Source organism: Novosphingobium sp. BL-A-41-Hi4B-X5A (assembly GCF_055521705.1).
This window is the reverse complement of sequence record NZ_CM145500.1, coordinates 979238-1002528: the sequence shown is the minus strand read 5'-3', so window position 1 is coordinate 1002528 and position 23291 is coordinate 979238. Positions and strand designations below refer to the sequence as shown.

The 23291-nt window shown below is 62.7% G+C and carries 18 protein-coding genes; 10 read left to right on the top strand and 8 right to left on the bottom strand.

Translation table 11 applies throughout. From position 1 onward, the window contains the following. Positions 1-9 precede the first annotated feature (9 nt). Positions 10-843, bottom strand: coding sequence for a TIGR00266 family protein (locus ACZ1JY_RS04570; protein WP_465130514.1), 834 nt, complete (start codon positions 841-843; stop codon positions 10-12). 120 nt (positions 844-963) lie between these two features. Here ACZ1JY_RS04570 and ACZ1JY_RS04565 point away from each other — a divergent pair, with 120 nt between their 5' ends. Then, the gene (locus ACZ1JY_RS04565) at positions 964-2232 is read left to right on the top strand and encodes a YceI family protein (protein WP_465130513.1); all 1269 of its coding nucleotides are present in this window, start codon (positions 964-966) and stop codon (positions 2230-2232) included. On the opposite strand, the gene ACZ1JY_RS04560 is transcribed toward ACZ1JY_RS04565, so the two are convergent. The 5 genes from ACZ1JY_RS04560 to ACZ1JY_RS04540 all read right to left on the bottom strand — a co-directional run bounded on the left by ACZ1JY_RS04560 (position 2207) and on the right by ACZ1JY_RS04540 (position 7332). After that, entirely contained in the window at positions 2207-2923 is a 717-nt protein-coding gene (locus ACZ1JY_RS04560) for a TetR/AcrR family transcriptional regulator (protein ID WP_118073626.1), read from the bottom strand. The genes ACZ1JY_RS04565 and ACZ1JY_RS04560 overlap by 26 nt on opposite strands. Beyond that, positions 2871-3062, bottom strand: a complete 192-nt coding sequence (locus ACZ1JY_RS04555; RefSeq protein ID WP_162896010.1) for a hypothetical protein — start codon at positions 3060-3062, stop codon at positions 2871-2873. The genes ACZ1JY_RS04560 and ACZ1JY_RS04555 overlap by 53 nt, the downstream gene beginning before the upstream one ends. A gap of 84 nt (positions 3063-3146) precedes the next feature. Then, positions 3147-4604 (bottom strand): efflux transporter outer membrane subunit, encoded by a 1458-nt coding sequence (locus ACZ1JY_RS04550; RefSeq protein WP_465130512.1) that lies wholly within the window; start codon positions 4602-4604, stop codon positions 3147-3149. Next, on the bottom strand, positions 4604-6160 hold the full coding sequence (locus ACZ1JY_RS04545; protein WP_465130871.1) for a DHA2 family efflux MFS transporter permease subunit: 1557 nt from the start codon (positions 6158-6160) through the stop codon (positions 4604-4606). The genes ACZ1JY_RS04550 and ACZ1JY_RS04545 overlap by 1 nt, the downstream gene beginning before the upstream one ends. Positions 6161-6189: 29 nt before the next feature. Continuing rightward, a complete protein-coding gene (locus tag ACZ1JY_RS04540; protein ID WP_168904580.1) occupies positions 6190-7332 on the bottom strand; it encodes an HlyD family secretion protein in 1143 nt (380 codons plus the stop codon). A gap of 343 nt (positions 7333-7675) precedes the next feature. Here ACZ1JY_RS04540 and ahpC point away from each other — a divergent pair, with 343 nt between their 5' ends. The 4 genes from ahpC to ACZ1JY_RS04520 all read left to right on the top strand — a co-directional run bounded on the left by ahpC (position 7676) and on the right by ACZ1JY_RS04520 (position 13618). Next, positions 7676-8239: an alkyl hydroperoxide reductase subunit C gene (ahpC, locus tag ACZ1JY_RS04535; protein ID WP_427463321.1), complete on the top strand. Its 564-nt coding sequence runs from the start codon at positions 7676-7678 to the stop codon at positions 8237-8239. A gap of 174 nt (positions 8240-8413) precedes the next feature. Next, positions 8414-9973, top strand: coding sequence for an alkyl hydroperoxide reductase subunit F (ahpF, locus tag ACZ1JY_RS04530; RefSeq protein ID WP_465130511.1), 1560 nt, complete (start codon positions 8414-8416; stop codon positions 9971-9973). Positions 9974-10145: 172 nt separating this feature from the next. Then, the gene (locus ACZ1JY_RS04525) at positions 10146-12077 is read left to right on the top strand and encodes a glycoside hydrolase family 3 protein (RefSeq protein ID WP_465130510.1); all 1932 of its coding nucleotides are present in this window, start codon (positions 10146-10148) and stop codon (positions 12075-12077) included. Between the two features lie 74 nt (positions 12078-12151). Then, the gene (locus ACZ1JY_RS04520) at positions 12152-13618 is read left to right on the top strand and encodes a helicase HerA domain-containing protein (protein ID WP_465130509.1); all 1467 of its coding nucleotides are present in this window, start codon (positions 12152-12154) and stop codon (positions 13616-13618) included. Between the two features lie 7 nt (positions 13619-13625). On the opposite strand, the gene ACZ1JY_RS04515 is transcribed toward ACZ1JY_RS04520, so the two are convergent. Beyond that, positions 13626-14162 carry a DUF3237 domain-containing protein gene (locus ACZ1JY_RS04515; RefSeq protein WP_465130508.1) on the bottom strand — a complete coding sequence of 179 codons (537 nt, stop codon included), beginning with the start codon at positions 14160-14162 and terminating at the stop codon, positions 13626-13628. Positions 14163-14377: 215 nt separating this feature from the next. Between ACZ1JY_RS04515 and ACZ1JY_RS04510 the strand changes: the two genes are divergently transcribed. The 5 genes from ACZ1JY_RS04510 (at position 14378) to ACZ1JY_RS04490 (ending at position 22326) form a co-directional block, all read left to right on the top strand. Then, positions 14378-14857, top strand: coding sequence for a MarR family winged helix-turn-helix transcriptional regulator (locus tag ACZ1JY_RS04510; RefSeq protein ID WP_118073632.1), 480 nt, complete (start codon positions 14378-14380; stop codon positions 14855-14857). 63 nt (positions 14858-14920) lie between these two features. Then, the gene (locus tag ACZ1JY_RS04505) at positions 14921-15298 is read left to right on the top strand and encodes a c-type cytochrome (RefSeq protein WP_118074727.1); all 378 of its coding nucleotides are present in this window, start codon (positions 14921-14923) and stop codon (positions 15296-15298) included. A gap of 156 nt (positions 15299-15454) precedes the next feature. Beyond that, positions 15455-17563 carry a bifunctional rhamnulose-1-phosphate aldolase/short-chain dehydrogenase gene (locus ACZ1JY_RS04500; RefSeq protein WP_465130507.1) on the top strand — a complete coding sequence of 703 codons (2109 nt, stop codon included), beginning with the start codon at positions 15455-15457 and terminating at the stop codon, positions 17561-17563. 22 nt (positions 17564-17585) lie between these two features. Next, positions 17586-18878, top strand: coding sequence for an L-rhamnose catabolism isomerase (gene rhaI / locus ACZ1JY_RS04495; protein WP_465130506.1), 1293 nt, complete (start codon positions 17586-17588; stop codon positions 18876-18878). A 40-nt stretch (positions 18879-18918) separates the two neighbouring features. Continuing rightward, complete coding sequence (locus ACZ1JY_RS04490; RefSeq protein WP_465130870.1) at positions 18919-22326, top strand: glycosyl hydrolase; 3408 nt, start codon at positions 18919-18921, stop codon at positions 22324-22326. Here the strand turns inward: ACZ1JY_RS04490 and ACZ1JY_RS04485 are convergent. Further along, on the bottom strand, positions 22286-23290 hold the full coding sequence (locus ACZ1JY_RS04485) for a LacI family DNA-binding transcriptional regulator (RefSeq protein WP_162896011.1): 1005 nt from the start codon (positions 23288-23290) through the stop codon (positions 22286-22288). The genes ACZ1JY_RS04490 and ACZ1JY_RS04485 overlap by 41 nt on opposite strands. Between the last annotated feature and the right edge of the window lies 1 nt (position 23291).

Below are 23291 nucleotides of genomic sequence, written 5' to 3'. Positions count from 1 at the left end.
TTCGTATCCTCAGTTGTTGCCGCCGATGAAATCACCCAGTTCGCCCAGGATCGAGCCTTCGCCGCGGTTCTGGCCGCCGCGGGAGCCGGCGGCGGCAAGCATCCGTCCGGCAAGCCGGGAGAAGGGCAGGGACTGGATCCAGACCTTGCCGGGACCGCGCAGGCGCGCGAAGAACAGTCCTTCGCCGCCGAACAGGACGGACTTCACGCCGCCTGCATTTACCAGGTCGAAGTCAATGCCCGGCGTGTAAGCGGCAAGGCAGCCGGTATCGACGTGGAGTTCTTCGCCAGGGCGCAGTTCCTTTTCCACCAGCGTGCCGCCCATCTGGACGAAGACCCAGCCGTCGCCATCAAGCTTCTGCATGATGAAGCCTTCGCCGCCGAACAGGCCGGTCATCACGCGGCGTTGGAAGGCAACGCCGATCGAAACACCGCGCGCGGCGGCGAGGAAGCTGTCCTTCTGGCAAATCAGCGTGCCGCCCACGTCCGACAGCTTGATCGGCAGGATGGCGCCCGGCGTGGGCGAGGCGAAGGCGACGCGGGCCTTGCCGTGACCGTTGTGGGTGAAAACTGTCGTGAACAGGCTCTCGCCCGTGACCAGTCGCTTGCCCGCACCGAGCAGCTTGCCCATGAAGCCGCCCTGCTGATCGGCGCTGCCATCGCCGAAAACGGTGGTCATTCCGACTGAGCCGTCCTTCCAGACGAGGGCACCAGCTTCGGCGACAGCGCTTTCGCCGGGATCGAGTTCGATCTCGAGGAACTGCAATTCCTGGCCCTTGATTTCGAAATCGATGTCGTCGGCAATGCTTGCGCTGCGGTGATGGGCCCACGGACTATTGGACATTGAGGTCTCCCAAGGATTGATGTGCGCAGATGTAGCAATCCACTGCGCCGATACGAGGGGGCATACCATGTCTTCGTCGTCGCTGTTATGACGCTTGTCGGATCGAGGGGTATTTTGACTATGACGACGCTGCGGCCCGAACGGTATTCTGCGCTTGCCATCATCCTGCACTGGGCGATCGCCCTGTTGCTGCTGTTCCAGATCGGGCTTGGCTGGGCCTTGGAGGACTTGCCCAAGGGCGCGGTGCAGTTTTCAGGATACCAGTTCCACAAGTCGGTCGGCATCGCGATCCTGCTGCTGAGCCTTGCGCGGCTGGTGGTGCGACTGTTCAAGGTGCGACCCGCGCCGGTGCAGGATGGCAAGGCGCAGATGTTGCTCGCGTCCGTCGTGCACGTCCTGCTTTATGCAGTGATGATCGTCGGGCCGCTGACCGGGTGGATCATCGTATCGACGGCCAAGGTGCGGTTGCAGACGATGCTGTTCGGCAAGGTGCCTTGGCCGGACCTGCCCGTCGGCCAGGCCTGGCATGAACCTGCCGAAGTGCTGCACGGTGCCTTGGGCACGGTCGGCATGGCGCTGATCGTGCTGCACGTAGCCGGCGCGTTGTACCACCACTTCAAGCGCGAGGACGTGATTGGCCGGATGCTGCCAGCGGCGATCCGCTCGCACGGCGCGATAGGCGCCGCCGGATTTGCGGCAATCGCGCTTGGTGCCGGGGCGCTGATCTGCGGCCTGTTTCTGTCGTTTTCGGGTAACAAGTCTCCGGCTCCTGCTTCGCCGAGCGAAATAGCTTCCGAGACTTCTGCAGAGGTTCCGGGCGAAGATCCATCGGCGCCGGCGAGTTCAGAACCCGCCGTTGCCGAGAGCGCGGCAGCGACAGCCGCCAAGGCGAGTCCGTGGAAACTGGAGAAGGGCGGGCGCCTGGGCTTTGCCGCAGAATACAGCGGCGAGGCGATCAACGGATCGTTCTCGCGCTGGGATGCGACGATCATCTTCGATCCCGAGGACCTGCCGGGATCATCGATCCGGGCGACGATCGACCTCGCCTCGGTCGACAGCGGCGATAGCCAGCGCGACGATATGCTTCGCAGTGACAGCTTCTTCGGCGTTGGTGCACACCCCACGGCGCACTTCGTTTCCACGAACATTCGGGAGATGGGCGAAGGCCGCTATGTCGCCAATGGAACGCTTTCGCTGCATGGACAACGCAAGCCGCTGGCACTGCGGTTCGCCCTCAAGATCAGCGGCGACAAGGCAACCGCCACCGGCAATGCGACCTTGCAGCGCCTGTCCTTTGGGGTCGGTGAATCCGAATGGTCTGCGACGGATCAGTTAAAGGATGCGGTAAGTGTCAGCTTCAACATCAAGGCGACGCGGCAGGCCCCGTGATGGCACCAGTGTGGCGCAGACCGGCGAAGAAGAACTCGGAATAGGCGCGCGCCCACTCCTCGTTGGCGCGGTCGTCGATTTCCTTGATTGAGCCCGTGAAACGGGCGTGGCCGAGCAGACCCTCCAACCAGAAGCGAGCAGCCAGTCCGGGATCGGCCAGTTCGAGGTTTTGCACGTGCGCAGCTTCGCGGATTTCTTCCGAGATGCTGACAAGGGCATCGGCATACATCGCCTGGCGGTAGTTCACTTCTTCATTGCCGAATTCCTGGTCGCACCAGTCGACCAGTCGCTCCATCATCCGGCCTTCTGCCGAATGGAGCACGCGCATTATCGCGGCGGCGCGAATGCAGAACGCGTCGACGACGGGCAGGCCAGCGCCCAGCTTCATGATTTCGAGCCGACGCTCGATGGTCTTGTGAGCCAGCAGCGCTTCGAGAAATTCGCGTTTGCCGGCAAAGCGTGTGTAAATCGTGGCCTTGCCGATATGCGCATGACGCGCGACGCGATCAAAGGTGAAGGCTTCGAAGCCATGGTCCCGCAGGACCTCCCAACCGGCTTCAAGGATTCGCGCAGGAAGACGTTGCGCTTCCTCCAGCGACGGACGACCGCGCTTCGTGGCGGTCCTACTACCCGAAAGATCAGTGGACGGTGAGTTGCTGTTCTGCGAAGGCGGCGAGGGCGGCAGTGTCATGCGGTTGATCCCGCTCGCACAGCCGTTCGGCCATAGCTTCGGCGATCCGGTTGTGAACCGGGCAGGACATCTCCAGTCCTTCGCGATAGGCCTGCCAGAAGCGGAGGCCCGCATCGGTAATCCAGCGCATCTTTCCCACTTTCTCGCCTTTGCGGCGTATCTGATGGATAAAGTGCCTCAGCCATGGCTGGAGTCAATATACTATAAAATGGGCGAATCCGTTTCATTTATCCGCTCCTGACCCTGCTGAACTGGCGGTCCAGCCAAGCCCAAGCGCCTTTTCTACCGCGATAAATCCGGTCGTCAGTTCGGCGCGTGCGGCGGCAGCTGACATCGCCAACTGCAACGCCTGCCGCTCTGCATCAAGACGGTCGGGCCTGCCAATGGTCCCGGCCTGCAAGCGTTGCTGCTGCAGTTCAACGTTCTTGCGCGCCCGACCTTCCGCATCAAGCGCCTTGCCGAAAGCGACGCGCTGTGCGCCAAAGCGCGCAAGCGAACCTTCGGCATCCTGAAGCGCCGTCAGCACTGTTCTGCGGTAATTCGCTTCGGCTTCAGCATAGGCGCCTTTGGCTGCTTCAACCTGGCGGTTGGCGCGCCCGCCATCGAAGAGGTTCCACTTGATCTGGGGCAGGGCGATGCCGACGATGTTGGCGGGGTCGAAGATGTCGCCGATGTTCTGGCCGCCAAGACCCAGCAGCCCGAGGAACGAGATCTTCGGGAACTTGTCGGCAATCTTCACGCCAACATCGGCATTGGCGGCCGCCAACTGGCGCTCGGCCATGCGAATGTCGGGGCGGCTGCGCAACAGGTTGGCGGGGTCACCAATGGCCACTTCGGCAGGAGGCAGCGGCACCGCAGCCGGAGTTCCCAGCAGGGTGTCGAGCGCACCGGGCTCCTTGCCCGTAAGCACTGCAATCTGGTCCATCAGAACGGCAATCTCGGCGCGGGACTTGGCAACGTCGGCCTCGCTGGCGAAAGCTTGCGCTTCTGCAGCGTTGACGGGCTGTTGCGGGATCGTCCCGGCGGCAAACCGCTGTTGCGCCAAGGAGACCAGTTCCCGGTCTATGCCCACCTGCCGGTCTTGCAGCGCCAGCATAGACTGCCGAGCCCGCAGGCCGACATAGGCACGCGCAATTTCGGCCGAGAGGGTTACGCGGGCATCGGCAGCACCTGCTTCAGCGGCTTCTGCACGCGCCGAGGCAGCCTCCACCTTGCGCCGGGTGCCGCCGAACAGGTCTATTTCCCAAGAGGCGTCAAAGCCGAGATTATAGGCGTTGATCTCGTCTCGCCCGCCGCCGTTTCCGGCGATGTTGCCCGGAACGTTCAGATAGGGAGCGGCAAAGGACGTGTTCACCGTCGGCAGCGCAGCTGTGCGGTTGGCAGCAAGAGCTGCCCTCGATTGGGCGATGCGGGCATTCGCCGCGGCGATGCCGGGGCTGTCTTCAAGAGCCGAGACGACCAACTGGTTCAGAACGGGGTCGCCCAGGCTCTCCCACCACCGCGACGAAGGCGTGGCCTGCGGCATGGCCTCTCCGGCACGGACGAACGTGCCGCGCGAGGCCGCTGCCGGAGCGACTTCTGGAGCACCTTTGTAGTCGGGACCTACGGTCGCACAGCCAGCGAGCAACGCCGCAAGGATAGTGGCGCTGCCGATGCGGCGATAGGAAAGCGAGGCAGTCATCAGTGTCCGGCCTTTGCGTGGTAGCCCTTGGGAAGCGGGCGCAGAAGAAGAACGAGCGGGGAAACGAGCAGGATGCCCAGCGTCAGCGCCATGAAATCATCGTTGAAAGCCATGACCAGTGCATCGCGCAGGATCATGCCGTCGAGCGACCGGAGCGCCGCCGCCATTCCGTCGGGGCCGCCGCCATAGCTCATCGCCTGCTGGCTGACCCAGTCCTGGACGTTGAGGTTGTTCGCGCCGAGGGCGCTGTGGAGCGTCCAGCGATGGAACTCCCAGCGCTGATCCTGCAACGTGGCGAGGAGGGCGAGCCCGACCGAACCACCGAGGTTGCGCGCTGCGTTGAACAGGCCCGCTGCGTCACCGGCGTCTTCACGCGCCACGGAACTGATCGCCGCCTGATTGAGGAACATCATGCAGAACACGGTGCCAAGGCCACGCATCAGCTGCGTCTCGACGAAATCGCCGCCGCGCGATTGCGCGGTTAGCGTCACGTCGAGGTAACAGGACATCGCCAGCAGAGCGACCCCGGTTCCGACGATCACTCGCAGATCGACGCGGGAAATCAGGATCGGAAACAGCGGCATCATCAGCATCGCCGGGATGCCGGATATGAAAACGATGCGTCCTGCCTGCATGGCGTTGTAATCGGCAATCGCGGCAAGGAACTGCGGGATGACGTAGGCGGTGCCGAACATCACCGCACCGAGCACGAACGCCAGCACGAATACCGCGGCGAAGGATCGCTTGCGCAGCAGGGCCAGCTTGATGACCGGGCGCTTTGCCTTGAACTGGCCGATGGCGATGAATATGAAGCCGAGCAGCGTGACTGCGCTCAGTTTCCAGATCAGGGCGGATTCGAACCACTGCTCGCGATGGCCTTCCTCGAGCACCACCGTGATGCCGCCCAGACCGAGGATCAGGCCGATCACGCCGAACCAGTCGGCGTTGACGAGTTCGCCCAATTGCATCTTGCCCTTTGGCAGACCGACCAGCAGCAGGGTGATCAGGATCAGGCTGATCGGCACGTTGACGAAGAAGGCATAGTGCCAACTGAACGTCTCGGTCAGCCAGCCACCCACCAGAGGACCGAGGACCGGGCCCATGATGACGGTCAGGCCGAACAGGGCGGTGCCCACCGGTTGCTGGTTGGGTGGCAGGCGCGTGGCGATGATGGTCAGGGCGGTCGGGATCATCGCACCCGCAGTGAAGCCTTGTCCGACACGACCGAGGATCATCATCGTCAGCGAAGACGACAGTCCGCACATGATCGAAAAGCCGGTGAACAGGATCGCCGCGATCAGCAGGAAGCGGCGCAGGCCGAATACACGCTCAAGCCAACCCGTAAGTGGAATGATGATGATTTCTGCCACGAGATAAGCGGTGGCGATCCAGGTGCCTTCGCTCGACGAAGCGCCGATCTCACCCTGAATCGTGGGCAGGGAGGCGTTGACGATGGAGATGTCGAGCGTTGCCATCAGCGAGCCGATGGCGCCTGCGGCCACCGCCAACCAAGCCGTGATGTCGGCCTTTTCGCCGCTGGCGGCGGGCGGCGGCATTGCCGCCTCATCGATGGTTGCCGACTGGCTCACTTCGACGCGACCCGATCCTGTTCGTTGCGGATCGTCTCGATTGCCGACTTTGCCGAACGGGTGTCGACTTCGACCGAGAGCGAAAGGCCAGGGACCAGCACCTTGCGTGATTCAGGACCGGCGTTGATGCGGATGCGCACTGGCACGCGCTGGACGATCTTGGTGAAGTTGCCAGTCGCGTTCTGCGGCGGGATCAGTGAGAAATTGGCGCCAGTGCCGGGCGTGATGCTCTCAACCGTGCCATGGAAATCGACATCGGGGAGGGCATCGACGTGGACCGTGACGGGCTGTCCCGGACGCATCAGGCCGATCTGCGTTTCCTTGAAATTGGCTTCGACGTAGATCGCCTCGGTCGGCACGATCGTCATCAGGCGCTGGCCAGGTTGCACGAACTGGCCGATGCGCACGGTGGAGTTGCCGATCTTGCCACCGATCGGGGCGACAATGCGGGTCGTCGCCAGATCAGTGCTGGCAGCCTCGCGCTGGGCTTGCGCTGCCTTGATCTGCGCTGCGCTCTGCCCGGCCTGGGCACGAGCGCTGGTAACGCGATCATTCGCGGCCGAAAGCCCGGCCTGTTTTGCTGCAACGTCTGCCGCCGCCTTGTCCCGGTTGGCAATGAGCTGGTCGAACGCCTGCTTTGGTTCTGCGCCGCTCGCAACAAGCGGCCGCATCCGGGCAACTTCGCCGTTCAGGTAAGCGAGTTCGCGCTGGGACGCCTGCAGCGCGGCGCGGGCCTGGCCTACCGCGGACTGTGCTTCCTGGATGGCCGCGACAGAGGCTGTTTCGGTAGCGCGGGCGACGTCTACCTGCGCGCTGCTCTGTGCAAGACGGGTGTTGTAATCGGTCGGATCGATCTGGACCAGCAACGCGCCTTGTTCGACCGCCTGATTGTCGCTCACTGCAACGCGGCGCACGTAACCGCCGAGCTTGGAGCTGATCGTGACGCCGTCGGCTTTCACGTAGGCGTCTTCCGTATCCTGCATGAACTTGCCGACAGTCTCGTAATCGTAGAGCGCGTAAGCCCCATAGAGCGCACCGACAACCAGCGCGCCGACCGCGACTCGGCCAATGAATTTCTTGCGGCCAGAGCTGCTTTCCGAAGTTGAAGCGGTGGGGCTGGTATCGGTGGAGACGGCCATTGAGAAATCCATCCAGGAAATTGAACGAAATCGTTCCGTTGCGAATTGCCACTTGGTTCAGTCGCGCAAGGATTTCAAGTGCGGAAATTGCGGCACATAGTGCAAAAACTGCATCCGGATGCGGCAACGCCGCCGAGACTCAAGCGTTCCTAGGCATTCGGCGGACCTTGCACTTTGGGTCAGATATTGCCGAGAGATCTCGAAACTACCGTCAAAGCCCGGTCATTGATCGACGCAATAAATCAAACAGGGCGAATTTGCTCATTGGAAAAATCCTGAGCCATGCCCTACCTCGCCATTCGTATCCCGGTTCACCAATCCACAACGAGAAGGATTTGAGTCTATGTCGATCGTCGGAACCAAGCTGAAGCCGTTCCAGGCAACCGCTTTCCACCAGGGCAAGTTTGTCGACGTCAGCGACGCGGACGTGCTCGGCAAGTGGGGCGTGTTCTTCTTCTACCCGGCCGACTTCACCTTCGTCTGCCCGACCGAACTGGAAGACCTCGCCGACATCTATGGCGAACTCCAGGGCCTCGGCGTCGAAGTCTACTCGGTCTCGACCGACACGCACTTCAGCCACAAGGCATGGCACGAGACCTCGCCGGCCGTCGGCAAGATCAACTACTACATGCTGGGCGACCAGAACCACACGATCTCGAACAACTTCGGCATCCTGCGCGAAGGCGTCGGTCTTGCTGACCGCGGCACCTTCGTGACCGATCCGGACGGCACCATCCAGCTGGTCGAGATCACCCCAGAGGGCGTGGGCCGCAACGCTGCGGAACTGCTGCGCAAGATCAAGGCTGCCAAGTACTGGCGTGAGAACCCCGGCCAGGTCTGCCCGGCCAAGTGGGAAGAAGGCGCCGAAACGCTGGCTCCCTCGATCGACCTCGTCGGCAAGATCTGATTGTTCTGGCAGGGCGTTCACCGCGTGGGGTTGAACGTCCTGCCATAGCCACCGGACGGGCCGTGCCACTTCTGGGCGGTCCGCCGGTTCCACGATCCCGATCAAATTCGAATTGATCTCCCGTGCGCCGACCATTCGGTGACGCGCGGTCAGTATTGTCCAAAGGAAATGACCATGCCCGTTCTTGACGCCGCCACCACTGCCCAGCTCAAGGCCTATCTCGGCAACCTGCGCCGTCCGATCGAGCTGGTTGCTACCTTGGACGACAGCGCCAAGTCCGCAGAGATGCGGTCGCTTGTCGAGGAAATCGCCGCGCAATCCGACAAGGTAGCCGCGCGCTTTGATGGGACTGACGAGCGGGTCCCCAGCTTCGCCATCCGGGCAGACGAGGGCAGGGCGGAAGCCGTCTTCGCTGGCCTGCCGATGGGCCATGAATTCACCTCGCTGATCCTCGCGCTGCTCCATGTTGGCGGGCACCCGCCGAAGGAAGACGCCGAGCTTCTCGACCAGGTGCGCGAGCTTGACGGTCCGCTGCACTTCGAGACGTTCTTCTCGTTGACCTGCCAGAACTGCCCTGACGTGGTGCAGGCCCTCAACATCATGGCGGCACTCAATCCCAACGTGACTCACGTCGCCATCGACGGCGCGCTGTTCAAGGAGGAAGTCGAGCGTCGCCAGATCATGGCCGTGCCGACCGTTTTCCTGAACGGCCAGCCCTTCGGCTCAGGCCGCATGGACCTTGCACAGATCGTCGCCAAGCTCGATACCAATGCTTCTGCCCGCGCCGCCGAGAAGATTGCCGCCAAGGAGCCGTTCGACGTGCTCGTGGTCGGGGGCGGGCCTGCGGGCGCTGCCGCTGCGATCTATGCCGCGCGCAAGGGCATCCGGACCGGCGTCGTCGCGGAGCGCTTCGGTGGGCAGGTGCTCGACACCATGGGTATCGAGAACTTCATCTCGGTCCAGCACACCGAAGGGCCGAAGCTTGCCGCCCAGCTGGAAAGCCACGTCAAGGAATACGAAGTCGACGTGATGAACCTGCAGAAGGCGACGGCGCTGGTTCCCGGCACCGAGGGCGGGCTTCATGAAGTCAAGCTGGAGAACGGCGCCAGCCTCAAAGCCAAGACGTTGATCCTCTCCACCGGCGCGCGCTGGCGGCAGATGGGCGTTCCCGGCGAGGACGAGTACCGCAACAAGGGCGTGGCCTATTGCCCGCACTGCGATGGCCCGCTGTTCAAGGGCAAGCGCACCGCGGTGATCGGCGGCGGCAACTCGGGCGTCGAAGCGGCGATCGACCTTGCCGGCATCGTTGCCCACGTCACGCTGATCGAGTTTGACAGCCAGCTTCGTGCCGACGCCGTACTGCAGTCCAAGCTGCGGTCGTTGCCCAACGTGACGATCGTGACATCAGCGCTGACCACCGAGGTACTGGGAGACGGCGCAAAGGTCACCGGATTGGTCTACCAAGACCGTACGAGCGAGGAAATGCACACGGTCGAACTCGAAGGCATCTTCGTGCAGATCGGCCTTGTGCCCAATACGGAATGGATCAAGGGCGCAATCGATCTTTCGGCGCGCGGTGAAATCGAAGTCGATGCCCGTGGTGCAACCAGCGTGCCCGGGATTTTCGCAGCGGGTGACGCTACCACCGTCCCCTACAAGCAAATCATCATCGCCATGGGCGAAGGTTCCAAAGCTGCGCTTTCTGCTTTCGACTACATGATCCGACAGGGGTAAGCATAACCCTCGGTTACCGAAGGGCTTTCCCCTTTTTGCCCGACGGGTCGCAGAGGCGGCGGCGCAAGTGATTGCGTCGCCGCTTTTTCTGTCTTTGGGGCGTTGTCTGATGTGCATCGCTTCCCTAACGTGTATGTGTCTTGCGCTGTCAATGTGCGGGTGGGAGAGTTTGATGTCGCGTTCGTTCACGTCACTTCGTGTAGGTTCAGCAATCTTGCCAGCCCTTGTGGCGGCCATGCTGGTCCACCAGCCAGCCCGCGCGGGCGAGACCTATCGCGATCTCAATCACAACGGTCGACAGGACGTCTACGAGAACCCGGCAGCCCCCACGGCTCGTCGCGTTGACGATTTGCTGCGGCAGATGACGCTGGAAGAGAAGGTTGCCCTCATGCTCCATGGCACGCTGGCTGCCGAGAAGGGGTCCGGGATCGGGGTAGGGACGGCCTACGACAAGTCGGCAGCGCAAGCGCAGCTTGCACGAGGCGTGAACAGTGCGATCACCCGCCTGTCGCCTGATGCCAGATCCTTTTCTGAAGAGAACAATGCCATCCAGCGCCTCGCCGAGGCAACGCGGCTCGGCATCCCTGTCACGATCAGCACCGATCCACGCAACCACTTCCAGGTGACAGTTGGCGTCAGTTCGGCGTCCGGTGGGTTTTCGCAATGGCCGGAGACGCTAGGGATGGCTGCAATCGGCGACGAGAAACTGGTCGAGCGATTTGGTCGGCTCGTTGCCGCCGAGTACCGGGCAGTCGGCATCCACATGGCCTTGAGTCCGCAGGCCGATCTCTACACTGAGCCGCGCTGGCCACGCGGCGTGGCAACCTTTGGCTCTGACGCTGCGACGGTTTCCCGCCTTGCCGGCGCCTATGTGCGCGGTTTTCAGGGTAGCCCCAAGGGGCTTGTCCGCTCTGGCGTCGCCACTGTGGTCAAGCACTGGGTCGGCTATGGCGCTGAGCCGGAAGGCTTCGACGGGCACAATTACTATGGCCGCATCGCCCGCCTTGATAACGAAAGTTTTGCCCAGCACGTGGCCGCATTCGACGGTGCGTTGGCCGCAAACTCCGCGGGCGTCATGCCGACTTACGTGATCGCCAACGGTGTCAGCATCGGCGGCAAGCCTTTGCCCCAGGTCGGCGCTGGCTTCAGCAAACCGCTGATCGAAGGTCTTCTTCGCAAGACAAAGAACTTCGGTGGCATCGTGATTTCCGACTGGGGGATCACCAACACCTGTATGGAACCTTGCAAGTCGCCAACTGCGGAAAAGCCGCAAGGCTACAATATCGCGATGCCCTGGGGAGTTGAGGATCTTTCCGAGGAAGACCGCTATGCGATGGGTGCCAATGCCGGGATCGACCAGTTCGGCGGCGTCGACAATCCAGCGCCGCTGCTTGCCGCAGTGAAGCACGGCAAGGTCAGCCTTGCCCGCGTCGACGAAGCAGCGCGGCGCGTGCTCAAGCTCAAGTTCGAACTCGGCCTGTTTGACAACCCTTACGTCGATGTTGGGCAAGCCGGGAAGGTCGTCGGCGATCCGGCGACACAGGCCGAAGCTGACAAGGCGCAGCGTGCCGCGCAGGTCCTGCTTGAAAACCGGAATGCATTGCTTCCCCTGGCGCCGGGGCGCAAGGTCTGGCTGTCTGGCGTTAACGCCGAGGCGGCGCGCGCTGGCGGGCTGACGGTTGTCGATACGCTCGATCAGGCCGACGTCGCGCTGGTCCGTGTCGCTACGCCGTTCGAGGTGCTTCACCCCAACCACTTCTTCGGCTCGCGCCAGCATGAGGGCAGGCTCGATTTCCGTGCTGACGATGAAGCAACGAAACTGGTTGAGAAAGCGTCCGCCAAAGTGCCCACGATCGTGGCGGTGGACCTGGATCGCCCTGCCGTACTGACTGCATTCAAGGACAAGGCCGCGGCGATCTACGGGTTGTTTGGAGCCAGTGATGCCGTGCTCGTCGATCTCGTGACCGGCAAGGCGAAGTCGCAGGGGCGCCTGCCGTTCGAACTGCCATCATCGGCAAAGGCGGTCGAAGAGCAGCATCCGGGACGGCCCGACGACAGTGTCGCGCCGCTTTACAAGCGCGGCGATGGCATCGTCCTGCCGTAAAAGGCGCTGAAGGCGGGGGAAATCACAAGGTCACGGCCTTGCCGACTCTCCCTGCCTTCGCCAGAGCGACAGGCGTGAGCGCATCAATCGTCATCGGCGCCGACCGGTCCGGCGCGTCTGTCAGGATCGACGTCGAGGAACTTCTTGCCACCCGCCTGCTCGTGCAGGGCAACAGCGGGTCGGGCAAGTCGCATCTGCTGCGCCGTTTGCTGGAAGAGAGCGCGAGCATCGTCCAGCAGGTAGTGATCGACCCGGAGGGCGATTTCGTTACGCTGGCTGAACCCTTCGGCCACGTCGTCGTTGATGGATCGGCCTATGATGGCCCGGAAATCGCCAAGCTTGCCGCACGCATTCGCAAGCACCGCGCCTCGGTGATTCTCGCGCTCGACGGGTTGGAACTCGAAGCGCAGATGCGGTGTGCAGCCGTTTTCCTGAACACCCTGTTCGATGCCCCGCGCGACGAGTGGTACCCGGCGCTGGTGGTGGTCGACGAGGCGCAGATGTTCGCGCCGGCCGCCGCGGGTGATGTGACCGACGAAGTACGCCGCCTCAGCCTCTCGGCAATGACCAACCTGATGTGCCGGGGGCGCAAGCGCGGGCTGGCGGGTGTTATCGCCACCCAGCGCCTCGCCAAGCTGGCCAAGAACGTTGCCGCCGAAGCATCGAACTTCCTGATGGGGCGCACTTTCCTCGATATCGACATGGCGCGTGCGGCCGACCTCCTCGGCATGGAGCGGCGCGAGGCCGAAAAGATCCGCGACCTCGAACGAGGACATTTTCTGGGCCTTGGCCCTGCGATTGCCCGGCGACCGGTCAGCGTGCGCATTGCCGATGTCCAGACCCGCGCGCGCAACGTGGTGCAGGGCCTGATGCCGCTCCCCAACGCAGCTGGCGCGGAGATGGAATCGATCCTGCTGTCCGAGCCGCTGGCGATGGAATCGCCGCCTCGTGCTCCCGAACCGGATGCGCCGCCGCCGGAAAGCGGCGAGTTGCTCGAGCAGATCGAAGGGTACGTGCCGGCCGCCGAGCAGGTCGAGCTACCTGAGGCGCCCAGCCTGTTCGAGGCGGAGGAAACCGCGGCGAGCATCGCCTCGATCCTGGCGGAGATGGCGGCGGAGCCCGACTGCACATTCCAGCCTGCGTCGCAGCTTTATCAGGACTTCACCGTCCGCTGCCGGATGTTGCGCATTCTGCCTGGCATGGACCTCGGTGCGTTCCGCCGCCGTTTCGCCATGGCGGTTGCCGGCATCCATGACGACAAGGCCGCGCAGTGGCAGGATCTTCTGCGCATAGGCAAGGACGTGCCTGACGATCTGCTCGCGCCGTTCCTGACACTCGCACGCGCGGCCGTTGAAGGTGCACCATGCCCGGATGACGAGCGTCTCGCCGAGATCTACGGCACGCGCTCATCAGGCCGCATCCGCCGTCTGCTGGAGCATCTCGAGAAGGGTAACCTCATCGTGGTCCGAACCGACTATGGCGGCAGGCGCTCGGTGGGTATCCCGGCGCTCGGCAAGACCACGGCGCCAGTCGACGCCTGAGACTGCCTTACTCCACCGTGTAGAAGTCGATCACCACGCCATCAGGCTTGCGGATGCCGCGCGCTACGAAGACCTTGCGCCGCAACCAGTCATACGCTCCGGGCTTGACCGAGAAGCGCGGCGTCGTGCGGAAATAGTAGGCGGATGGGTCTACCGCTTCGCCTTTGGCGAGCTTCTCGATCACCTCGGGCGTGGCCGTGCGAACGCCGGGGTTGGTCACTTCGATCACGGTCCCATCGGCAGCCTTCAGGAAGTAGCGTGCTTCGATCGAGGTCAGTCCGCCGGGCAGGATCGCCTGCCAATCGCCGCCGCCCGGGAGCACTTCCCCGCTCAGCGCCGGGCCGCTGACCGTGCCGCCGGTTATGGCAATGAAGCGCTTGCGGGCCGTGTCCACCTCGCCCTGCTCCACGGGAGGCGCGAGTGTTGCGGTTACGGTAAAGGCATAAGTCAGTGAAGGTGCAGGTGCGCTAGGGCCACTTTGCCCGAATGCCACCGAGGTCGACAGCGCTGCTATGATAACTGCCAAATAGACCTTGCCCGACATAGACGCTCTCCCAATGTTGCGGCCCAAGTGGTCAATTCTGGAGGATATGTCGAGGGCGCAGCGGCGTCTCCACGTGCTCGGGACGCATTGTGGCTGCAAAAAGGCTTTGCAGAATTAGTATGCTTTACTAATGGACGGAACCGACCGCCGCGCGATACCGCCAGCATTTCAAGCAGACCATAAGCGGGTGCGTGCAAGCGTGAGAAGGGAAATCAGTGGCAACGGCAGAGATCAGCAGACAATCGGTCGTACCCGATCTTGATCTCGATGATCTGGATTCCGTGCTCGGCCTGCATATCGGCACGGTCAACACACTGTTCGTGACGCGCCTCGAGAAGCGTCTCGATCCCATGAGCGTCACCCCCAAGCAGGTTGCCATTCTCTGGCTGGTGAACGCCAATCCGGGCGTGAAGCAAACCGACCTTTCCAAGTTCTTCCAGATCGAGCGGCCGACAGTCCACCAGTTCGTCCGTCAGCTGATCAAGAACAACTTTGTGGTGAATGAGCCTTCGAAGCTCGATCGTCGTGCCGGCGGCTTGTGGCTTACAGACGAAGGGCGCGAGGTCTTGTCGCGCGCCCGTCAGGCGATTGCCGAACACGAGACGGAATTGACTTCGGCCCTGACGGGGAAGGAAAAGTCCGAACTGTTCCGCATCCTCATGAAGCTTTATCTTTCGGCGCCAGCCAAGGATTGACCGTTCAGCAGCGGGACATACCTTGTCAGGCATAATGCCATGATGACCAAAGGATTCCGCTTCATGAAGCCAGTCGCCCTTATCGCCGCCGCTACGCTGGCCGTCGCCGGCAGTGCGATGGCCCAACAGGCATCGGGCGATCCGGTGAGGGGCAAGTCCGTGTATGCCCGTTGCGCCGCCTGTCACGACCTGAACACTGGCGCGACGCGTCTTGGCCCGTCGCTCAAGGGCGTGGTTGGCCGCACGTCTGGCACAATGCCGAATTTCAACTATTCCGAAGCGCTCAAGGACAAGGCGGTTGTCTGGAATGCGCAGACGCTGGACGCTTTTCTTGGTGGTCCGGCGAAGTTTGCACCCGGCAATCGCATGGCTTTTCCTCCGCTGGCCAACCCGCAGGACCGAGCCGATCTGATTGCATTCCTGGAGCAGTCAGCACGCTAATTGACGGCCTGGATAGCAACGAGCCTCGCACTCGCCGGTGCGGGGCTTTTTTGTGCCCATCGCTCAAACAATCACAAATGATCATTCTTGATCGTTTTTGCGCAAAGTGCTACTGAGTCGCTGACCGCGAGATCGCGCAACAGTCTGCAGGATGCCATGAACGCCCACACCCCGATTACTGCCGCCCTTCCGTTCGCCGTGCCGGCCAGCCGTTGGGACGATGCGGTCGCTTCGCAGCTCAGCACGGCTGAACTGCTGCTCTACCGCTCGAACCTGCTCGGCAGCGATCTGACGGTGACCAACTTCGGCGGCGGCAATACCTCAGCCAAGCTTGAGGAGGTCGATCCGCTTACCGGCGAGAAGGTCGAAGTGCTGTGGGTCAAGGGATCGGGTGGCGACATCGGGTCGATGAAGCTCGATGGTTTTGCCACGCTCTATCAGGCCAAGCTGCTGGGGCTGGAGGCGCACTATTCTGGTCCTGACGATGACGACAAGATGGTCGGCTTCCTGCCGCACTGCACCTTCAATCTGAACGGCCGCGCGGCCAGCATCGACACGCCGCTGCATTCGTTGCTGCCGTTTGCCCATGTCGATCACGTCCACCCGGACGCGATCATTGCGCTGGCAGCGTCCTCAGGCGGCGAAGCGGCGACGCAGGAAATCTGGGGCGGCAAGATCGGTTGGCTGCCGTGGAAGCGCCCCGGCTACACGCTGGGCGTGATGCTGCGTGATTACGTGAAGGCGAACCCGCAAGTTGAAGGCGTGATGCTGGCGGGCCACGGGATCATCTGCTGGGCCGACAGCGCCAAGGCCTGCTACGAGCACACCGTGCAGCTGATTGCTGACGCTGCAAACTATCTGAACGCAAAGCTGGGCGGAAAGCCCGCTTTTGGCGGCCGGAAGGTTGCGCCGAACCCGGATCGCGCTGCCATCGCCGCAGACCTCATGCCCCGCCTGCGCGGCTTCATGACCGGCGCGCGCCAGAAGCTCGGCCACTTCTCGGACGATGCCGAGGCGCTGGAGTTCACAGGCTCGGCCGACTTCGAGCGCCTTGCTGCACTGGGGACGTCATGCCCCGATCACTTCCTGCGCACCAAGATCGCACCGCTGACCCTTGACCCGGCGCGTCTGCAGGACGATGCCTATCTGGCGCAGAAGATCGCCGATTATCGCGAGATGTATGCGGCCTATTATGAACGCTGCAAGCGGTCCAACTCGCCTGCCATGCGCGATTCCAACCCTGTCGTGGTGCTCGTACCCGGTGTCGGTCGCATCACCTTCGCCACCGACAAGACCACTGCACGGCTTGCTGGCGAATTTTATGGAAACGCCATCAACGTGATGCGCGGCGCCGAGGCAATCGGTGACTACATCGCGTTGGACGAGCAGGAAGCCTTCGACATTGAGTACTGGCTGCTCGAGGAAGCCAAGTTGCAGCGCATGCCTTCGCCCAAGCCGCTGGTCGGCAAGATCGCGCTCGTCACCGGCGGGGCAGGGGGCATCGGTGCCGCGTCTGCCGCTCGTCTGCTGCGCGAAGGTGCCTGCGTGGTTCTGGCGGATCGCGCAGCCGATGCGGTCGAGGAAGTGCGCGCTGGCTTTGCCAAGCAATTCGGCAAGGATGTCGTGCGCGCTGCCGTGTGCGACGTCACTGACGAAGCTCAGGTAAAGGCCGCTATCGATGTGGCGGCGCGCGAGTTTGGCGGGCTGGACATCCTCGTCGCCAATGCCGGCATTGCCTCGTCCGCGCCGATCGAGGAGACCACGATCGAGCTGTGGAATCGCAATTACGACGTGCTGGCGCAGGGCTATTTCCTTACCGCCCGCGCTGCCTGGCCGCTGATGAAGCGGATGAAGGAGCAGGGCGGTTCGTCGGTGGTTTTCATCGGTTCGAAAAACGGCGTGGCTGCGGCGACCAACGCCAGCGCCTATGCCTCGGCGAAGGCGGCAGCAAACCATCTCGCACGCTGCCTGGCGCTGGAAGGGGCGCCCCACGGCATCCGCGTCAACACCGTCAACCCGGATGCCGTGATCAAGGGCAGCAAGATCTGGGACGGCGACTGGCGCAAGGAGCGCGCAGGCGCCCACGGCATCGACAGCGGCAAGGAACTGGAAGAGCACTACCGCCAGCGCTCGATGCTCAAGCGCGATGTGCTGCCGGAGGACATTGCTGAGGCCGTCTATTTCCTGGCGTCGGACATGAGCGCAAAGTCCACCGGCAACATGATCAATGTCGACGCGGGCAACGCGCAGGCCTTTACACGCTAAGTCTCCGGGAGAGGATGAAGAGATGACCGAACTGCCCATCTCGGTGGACCTGATCGCCGAATGCAATGCCCTTCATGCCGAGGCGCTGGAGGAAGATTACGCCGCACTTGGCCGCAAGCTGTCGCGCACGGGGATCGACATCGATGCGATCAAGGACCGCGTAGCGGGCTTTTCGGTTGCCGTGCCTTCGTGGGGGGCAGGGCGCGGCGGCACGCGCTTTGCCAAGTTCCCGATCGCGGGCGAGCCGACCAACATCCACGAAAAGCTGGAAGACTGCGCCGTCATCCAGCAGCTCAGCCGCGTGACGCCGCGTGTGTCCCCGCATTTCCCGTGGGACAAGGTCAGCGATTACAAGGCGCTGCGCGAGGAAGCGGCGGCCCTTGGACTCGGCTTTGACGCGGTGAACTCGAACACCTTCCAGGACCAGCCTGGGCAGGCTCACACCTACGCCAATGGCTCGCTCGCCGCGCAGGATGCAGCCACGCGCCAACAAGCGGTGGACCACAACATCGAGTGCATCGAGATCGGCCGACAGCTCGGTTCCACCGACCTCACGGTGTGGGTGGGTGATGGCACCAACTTCCCGGGGCAGCAGGACCTTGGCCGTAGCCTTGACCGCTATCTCGAAGCGGCTTCGAAGATCTATGCCGCGCTGCCCGATGACTGGCGCATGCTGCTGGAACACAAGATGTTCGAACCGGCCTTCTATTCGACCGTGATTAGCGACTGGGGCTCCTCGATCCTTGCGGCGCAGGAACTTGGTCCGAAGGCCAAGTGCCTCGTCGATCTCGGCCACCACGCTCCGAACGTGAACATCGAACAGATCGTTGCCCGCCTGCACCGCTTCGGCAAGCTTGGCGGCTTCCACTTCAACGACAGCAAATATGGCGATGACGACCTCGACAGCGGGTCGATCAACCCGCACCAGCTGTTCCTGGTGTTCAACGAACTGGTCGAGGCCGAACTCAATCCGCGGGAAGGCTTCAACCCGAGCTACATGATCGACCAGTCGCACAACGTGACCGATCCGATCGAATCGATGCTGTCGAGCGCCGAGACGATCACCCAGTGCTTCGCCAAGGCGCAACTGGTCGACCGCGAGGCGCTGCACGCGGCACAGGAAGCCAACGACACGATGATGGCGTTCCAGGCCCTGCGCCGCGCCTACAACGTCGACGTTGCGCCGATCCTCGCCAAGGCGCGAGTGGAAGCGGGAGGGGCCATTGATGTGCTCGAAGCGTACCGCATGAGCCAATACCGCAGCCGCAAGGCGCAGGAGCGCAAGGCGGTCGGACTGGGCGCAGGCATCGTCTGATTTGCAATTCCATAAACAGAACAAGTCTGGAGAGAGCATGATGAACATCCGCCGGGGCCTTTCGGTCGCCACGATCCTTGCTTGCAGCACGCTGCTCTCGCCAGTTGCCTTTGCCGAGGCTCCTGCTGCCGATCAGGGCGCGACGAGCCCTGATCCACTGGCCCAGCAATTCCAGGACCCGCCAATGGAAGCGCGCCCACGCGTCTGGTGGCACTGGATGAACGGCAATATCACCAAGGATGGGATCGCCAAGGATCTCGACTGGATGAAGCGCGTCGGCATTGGCGGCCTGCAAAACTTCGACGCCGGGCTCCAGACCCCACAGGTCGTGGACAAGCGTCTCGTGTACATGACGCCGGAATGGAAGGACGCCTTTCGCTTCGCCGCCAGCGAGGCTGACCGCCTCGGCCTTGAGCTCGCCATCGCGGCTTCACCGGGTTGGTCGGAAACCGGCGGCCCGTGGGTGAAGCCTGAAGATGGGCTGAAAAAGGTCGTTTGGGCAGAAACGCGCCTTCAGGGTGGAAAGCGGTTCACGGGCAAGTTGCCGATGCCTCCGGTCACCACCGGGCCTTTTCTGGACATGCCGGATTCAGATCCGCTGGCTGCGATCACCGGCGAGCATGGCTTCAAGGCTCCCGAGCTGTATAGCGATATTGCGGTGCTCGCGCTGCCGGACACGGCAGCGGCAGACGTGCTTCCCGCCTTCAGTTCGGGTGGCAAGCCGATCTCTGCCGCGGAACTGGCGGATGCCAGCCTGCAGACTGGCGTGACCCTGCCCCGTGGTCCGGCAGAGGCGCCGACAACCTTGGTGGCGAGCTACGCCAAGCCGCAGACGATACGCTCTGCGACGATTGCCATTCCCGGCGCGAAAAGCATGTTCGCGGGGCCGACGCTCGACATTCGCCTCGAGTCCAGCATCGACGGCACCGCATGGCAGCCTGTCGCAAGCCTACCGGTCACCGGCGCGCCGTCGACCGTCAGTTTCAAGCCGGTGACAGCGCGTCATTTCCGTCTGGTTTTCATACCCTTGCCGTTCAACGGCTCCAATATGGGCGATCCTGCGCCTGGTGCCATTGCAGGCGGCTTTGTCGAAATGATCGCGGCGAGCGCGAAGGCGCCGCTCGAGATCAAGCAATTTCGCCTGACTTCCGAAATCGCCGTTGACCAGTTCGAAGCCAAGGCGGGCTTTGCGATCGCACGGGATTACGATGCGCTCGGCGAACCAGACAGGGGTGCCGTCGGCGTTGATCCTTCGAGGGTCATCGACCTGACAGGCAAGATGCGCCCCGATGGCTCACTCGATTGGACGCCGCCAAAGGGGCGGTGGCGTGTGATCCGCTTTGGGTCGAGCCTGCTTGGCACAACCAATCATCCCGCCCCGCCTGAGGCGACGGGTCTTGAGGTCGACAAGTTCGATGGCAATGCTGTTCGTCGCTATCTCGAACATTACATCGGCACCTACAAGGATGCGGCGGGTGAGGATCTCGTCGGCAAGCGAGGCGTTCGCGCTCTCCTGACCGATTCCATCGAGGTAGGCGCGGCCAATTGGACGCCGCGCATGGTCGAGCAGTTCAAGCGACTTCGCGGTTACGATCCGATGCCCTACCTTCCCGCTCTGGCTGGCGTGGTCGTCGGCACGCGCGATCAGTCGGACAAGTTCTTGCGCGATTACCGCCAGACTCTCGCCGATCTCATGGCATCCGAGCACTACGGAACGGTCGCGCGGGTGGCGCACGAGAACGGCCTGAAGGTCTATGGCGAGGCTCTCGAGGACAACCGTCCCTCGCTTGGCGATGACATGGCAATGCGCAGCCATGCCGATGTGCCGATGGCCGCCCTGTGGACCTTCAGCCGCAAGGCCGGACCCAACCCCAGCTACCTCGCGGACATGAAGGGCGCAGCCTCGGTAGCGCATGTCTATGGCCAGAACATCGTTGCGGCAGAATCGATGACGTCTGCCTTGGCGCCGTGGGCCTACGCTCCCAATGAATTGCGCCGCATCATTGATCTGGAGTTCGCCAGCGGCGTGAACCGCCCGGTCGTGCACACTTCGGTGCACCAGCCGGTTGACGACAAGGTGCCAGGCATGTCGCTGGCCATCTTCGGCCAGTTTTTCAATCGCCACGAAGCATGGGCCGAACTTGCCCGGCCGTGGGTCGATTACATGGCGCGGTCCTCTCTGCTCCTGCAGGCAGGCCGCAACGTTGCCGACGTTGCCTACTTCTACGGCGAGGAAGGACCGATCACGGCCCTTTATGGGCGCAAGCCGATTGCCGACGCACCCAAGGCCCATGCCTATGATTTCATCAATCGCGATGCGCTGTTCGATGCGATCGAGGTGAAGGATGGAGAGATCGTCGCCAAAGGCGGGGCGCGCTACAAGGCGATCCAGCTTGGCGGATCGACGCGGCGCATGACCGTCGCGACATTGCGGCGCCTCGCTGCGTTGGTCGAGGCGGGTGCAACCGTCGTCGGTCAGGCGCCCGAAAGCTCGCCCGCGCTGACAGACGGCGATGCCGATTTCGCAGCACTGGTCGCGAAACTGTGGTCTGGCTCACCGGTGACGCGGATTGGGGCAGGGCAGGTCATCGCCTCTGCCGATATCGATGCGGCACTTGCGAAGGCGGGCGTGTCGCCGGACTTCCAGATGTCGGGAGCCAGTGCCGATGCCGAGGTGCTGTTCGTCCACCGTACCTTGAGTGACGGCGATCTGTGGTTTCTGAACAACCGCAAGGCGGTGGATGAGCGGGTAGAGGCGCGCTTCCGTATCACCGGAAAGCAGCCGGAACTGTGGCACGCCGATAGCGGGCGTTCGGAGCCTGTATCCTACCGCATCGAAGACGGCGAAACGATCGTCCCACTGACGCTAGGTGCCGAGAGTTCCGTTTTCGTCGTGTTCCGCAAACCCGCCAAATCGAACGCTTTGATGATCAAGAAGGTCGTGCCCACTGCGGTGGCCAAGCTGGACCGGCCATGGCAGGTCGCCTTCCAGGCAGGACGTGGCGCACCTGCAGGAATCACCTTGCCGAAACTGGCATCGCTGAGCGACCAGGCCGATCCGGGTGTCAGGTACTTCTCGGGCATGGCGACCTACACCAGCAGCTTCGTCTTGCCCAAGAGCGTCAAATCTGGCGCGCCGCTTTGGCTCAACCTCGGCGAGGTGGGCGAGATCGCTGAAGTATCCGTCAATGGCAAGCACGTCGGCTATGCCTGGCACAAGCCGTACCGGGTCGATCTGTCCGGTGCAGTGCGGAATGGCGTGAATTCGGTAGAGGTCAAGGTTGCGAACCTATGGGTCAATCGCCTGATCGGCGATGCACAACCCGGTGCGAAAAAGGTGACCTGGACGTCGTTCCCGACGTATAGTGCCGATGCAGCGCTCCGCCCGTCAGGGCTGATCGGCGCGGTTACGCTTGAGACTGCGGGGGAGGGGCAGTCGAATCCCTGATTACAAGCTTAAACCCAAGCTCGGAAATCTTGCCTTCCTGCTCGTCTCTTCTGAGCAGGAGGGCTGCGGCCGCCTGGCCCATTTCCTCGATCGGCTGATACACGGTCGTCAGATAGGGCCAGACTGACCGCGCAATCCAGCTGTCGTCGAAGCCGCAGACGGAGATGTCGTCCGGCACTTTCAAGCCTGCCTTCGAGCAAGCTGCCATCACGCCGGCAGCACTGTCGTCGTTGCAGGCGAAGACGGCGGTCGGCCTGGGACTTTGGGCGATCAGGGTTTCGCCGGCGGCAATTCCACCTTCGAAAGAAAACCCGCCATCGGCGTCGATCACCGGCGCGGTGTTGCCGAGCCGCTCCAGTTCGGCGATGAAGCCGTCTCGCCGGCGGGCTGCGGCCCGGTGCGACGCCGGCCCCCGCATGACTGCGAAGCGGCGATGACCAAGGTCCCACAGATGCCTGGCCATGGCAGCAGCTGCTGCAGCGTCATCGATGGCAATTCCAGGACCACGCGCATTATCCAGCGCCGGGGCGATCCGGACATAGCGAATCTTGCGCGCCTCGAGAAAGTCGAGAAGGAGCAGATTGTCCGAAAGCGGCGGGGTCAGCACGAACCCGTCGCAGCGATTGTTACGGATCAGGGCTTCCAATAGCGCAGAAAATTGTGCGTTCGGTACGGTGGAATCGATATTGTCGATGCGCAGATGATATTGCTGGGAGCGTACGACGTCATAGACGCCCTTCTGAATTTTCATGGTGTAGTGCGGGCTGGGATTGTCCAGCAGCAGGCCGATGATGAATGTGCGTGATCCGGCAAGCGAGCGGGCGGCTGCATCAGGCACATAGTTGAGCTCTGCAATCGCAGCCTCGACCTTTGCTCGCAGGGTTGCCGATACGTGAGGTTCGCCATTTATGACGCGAGACACGCTTTTCAGCGACACGCCTGAAAGACGTGCCACATCGTCCATG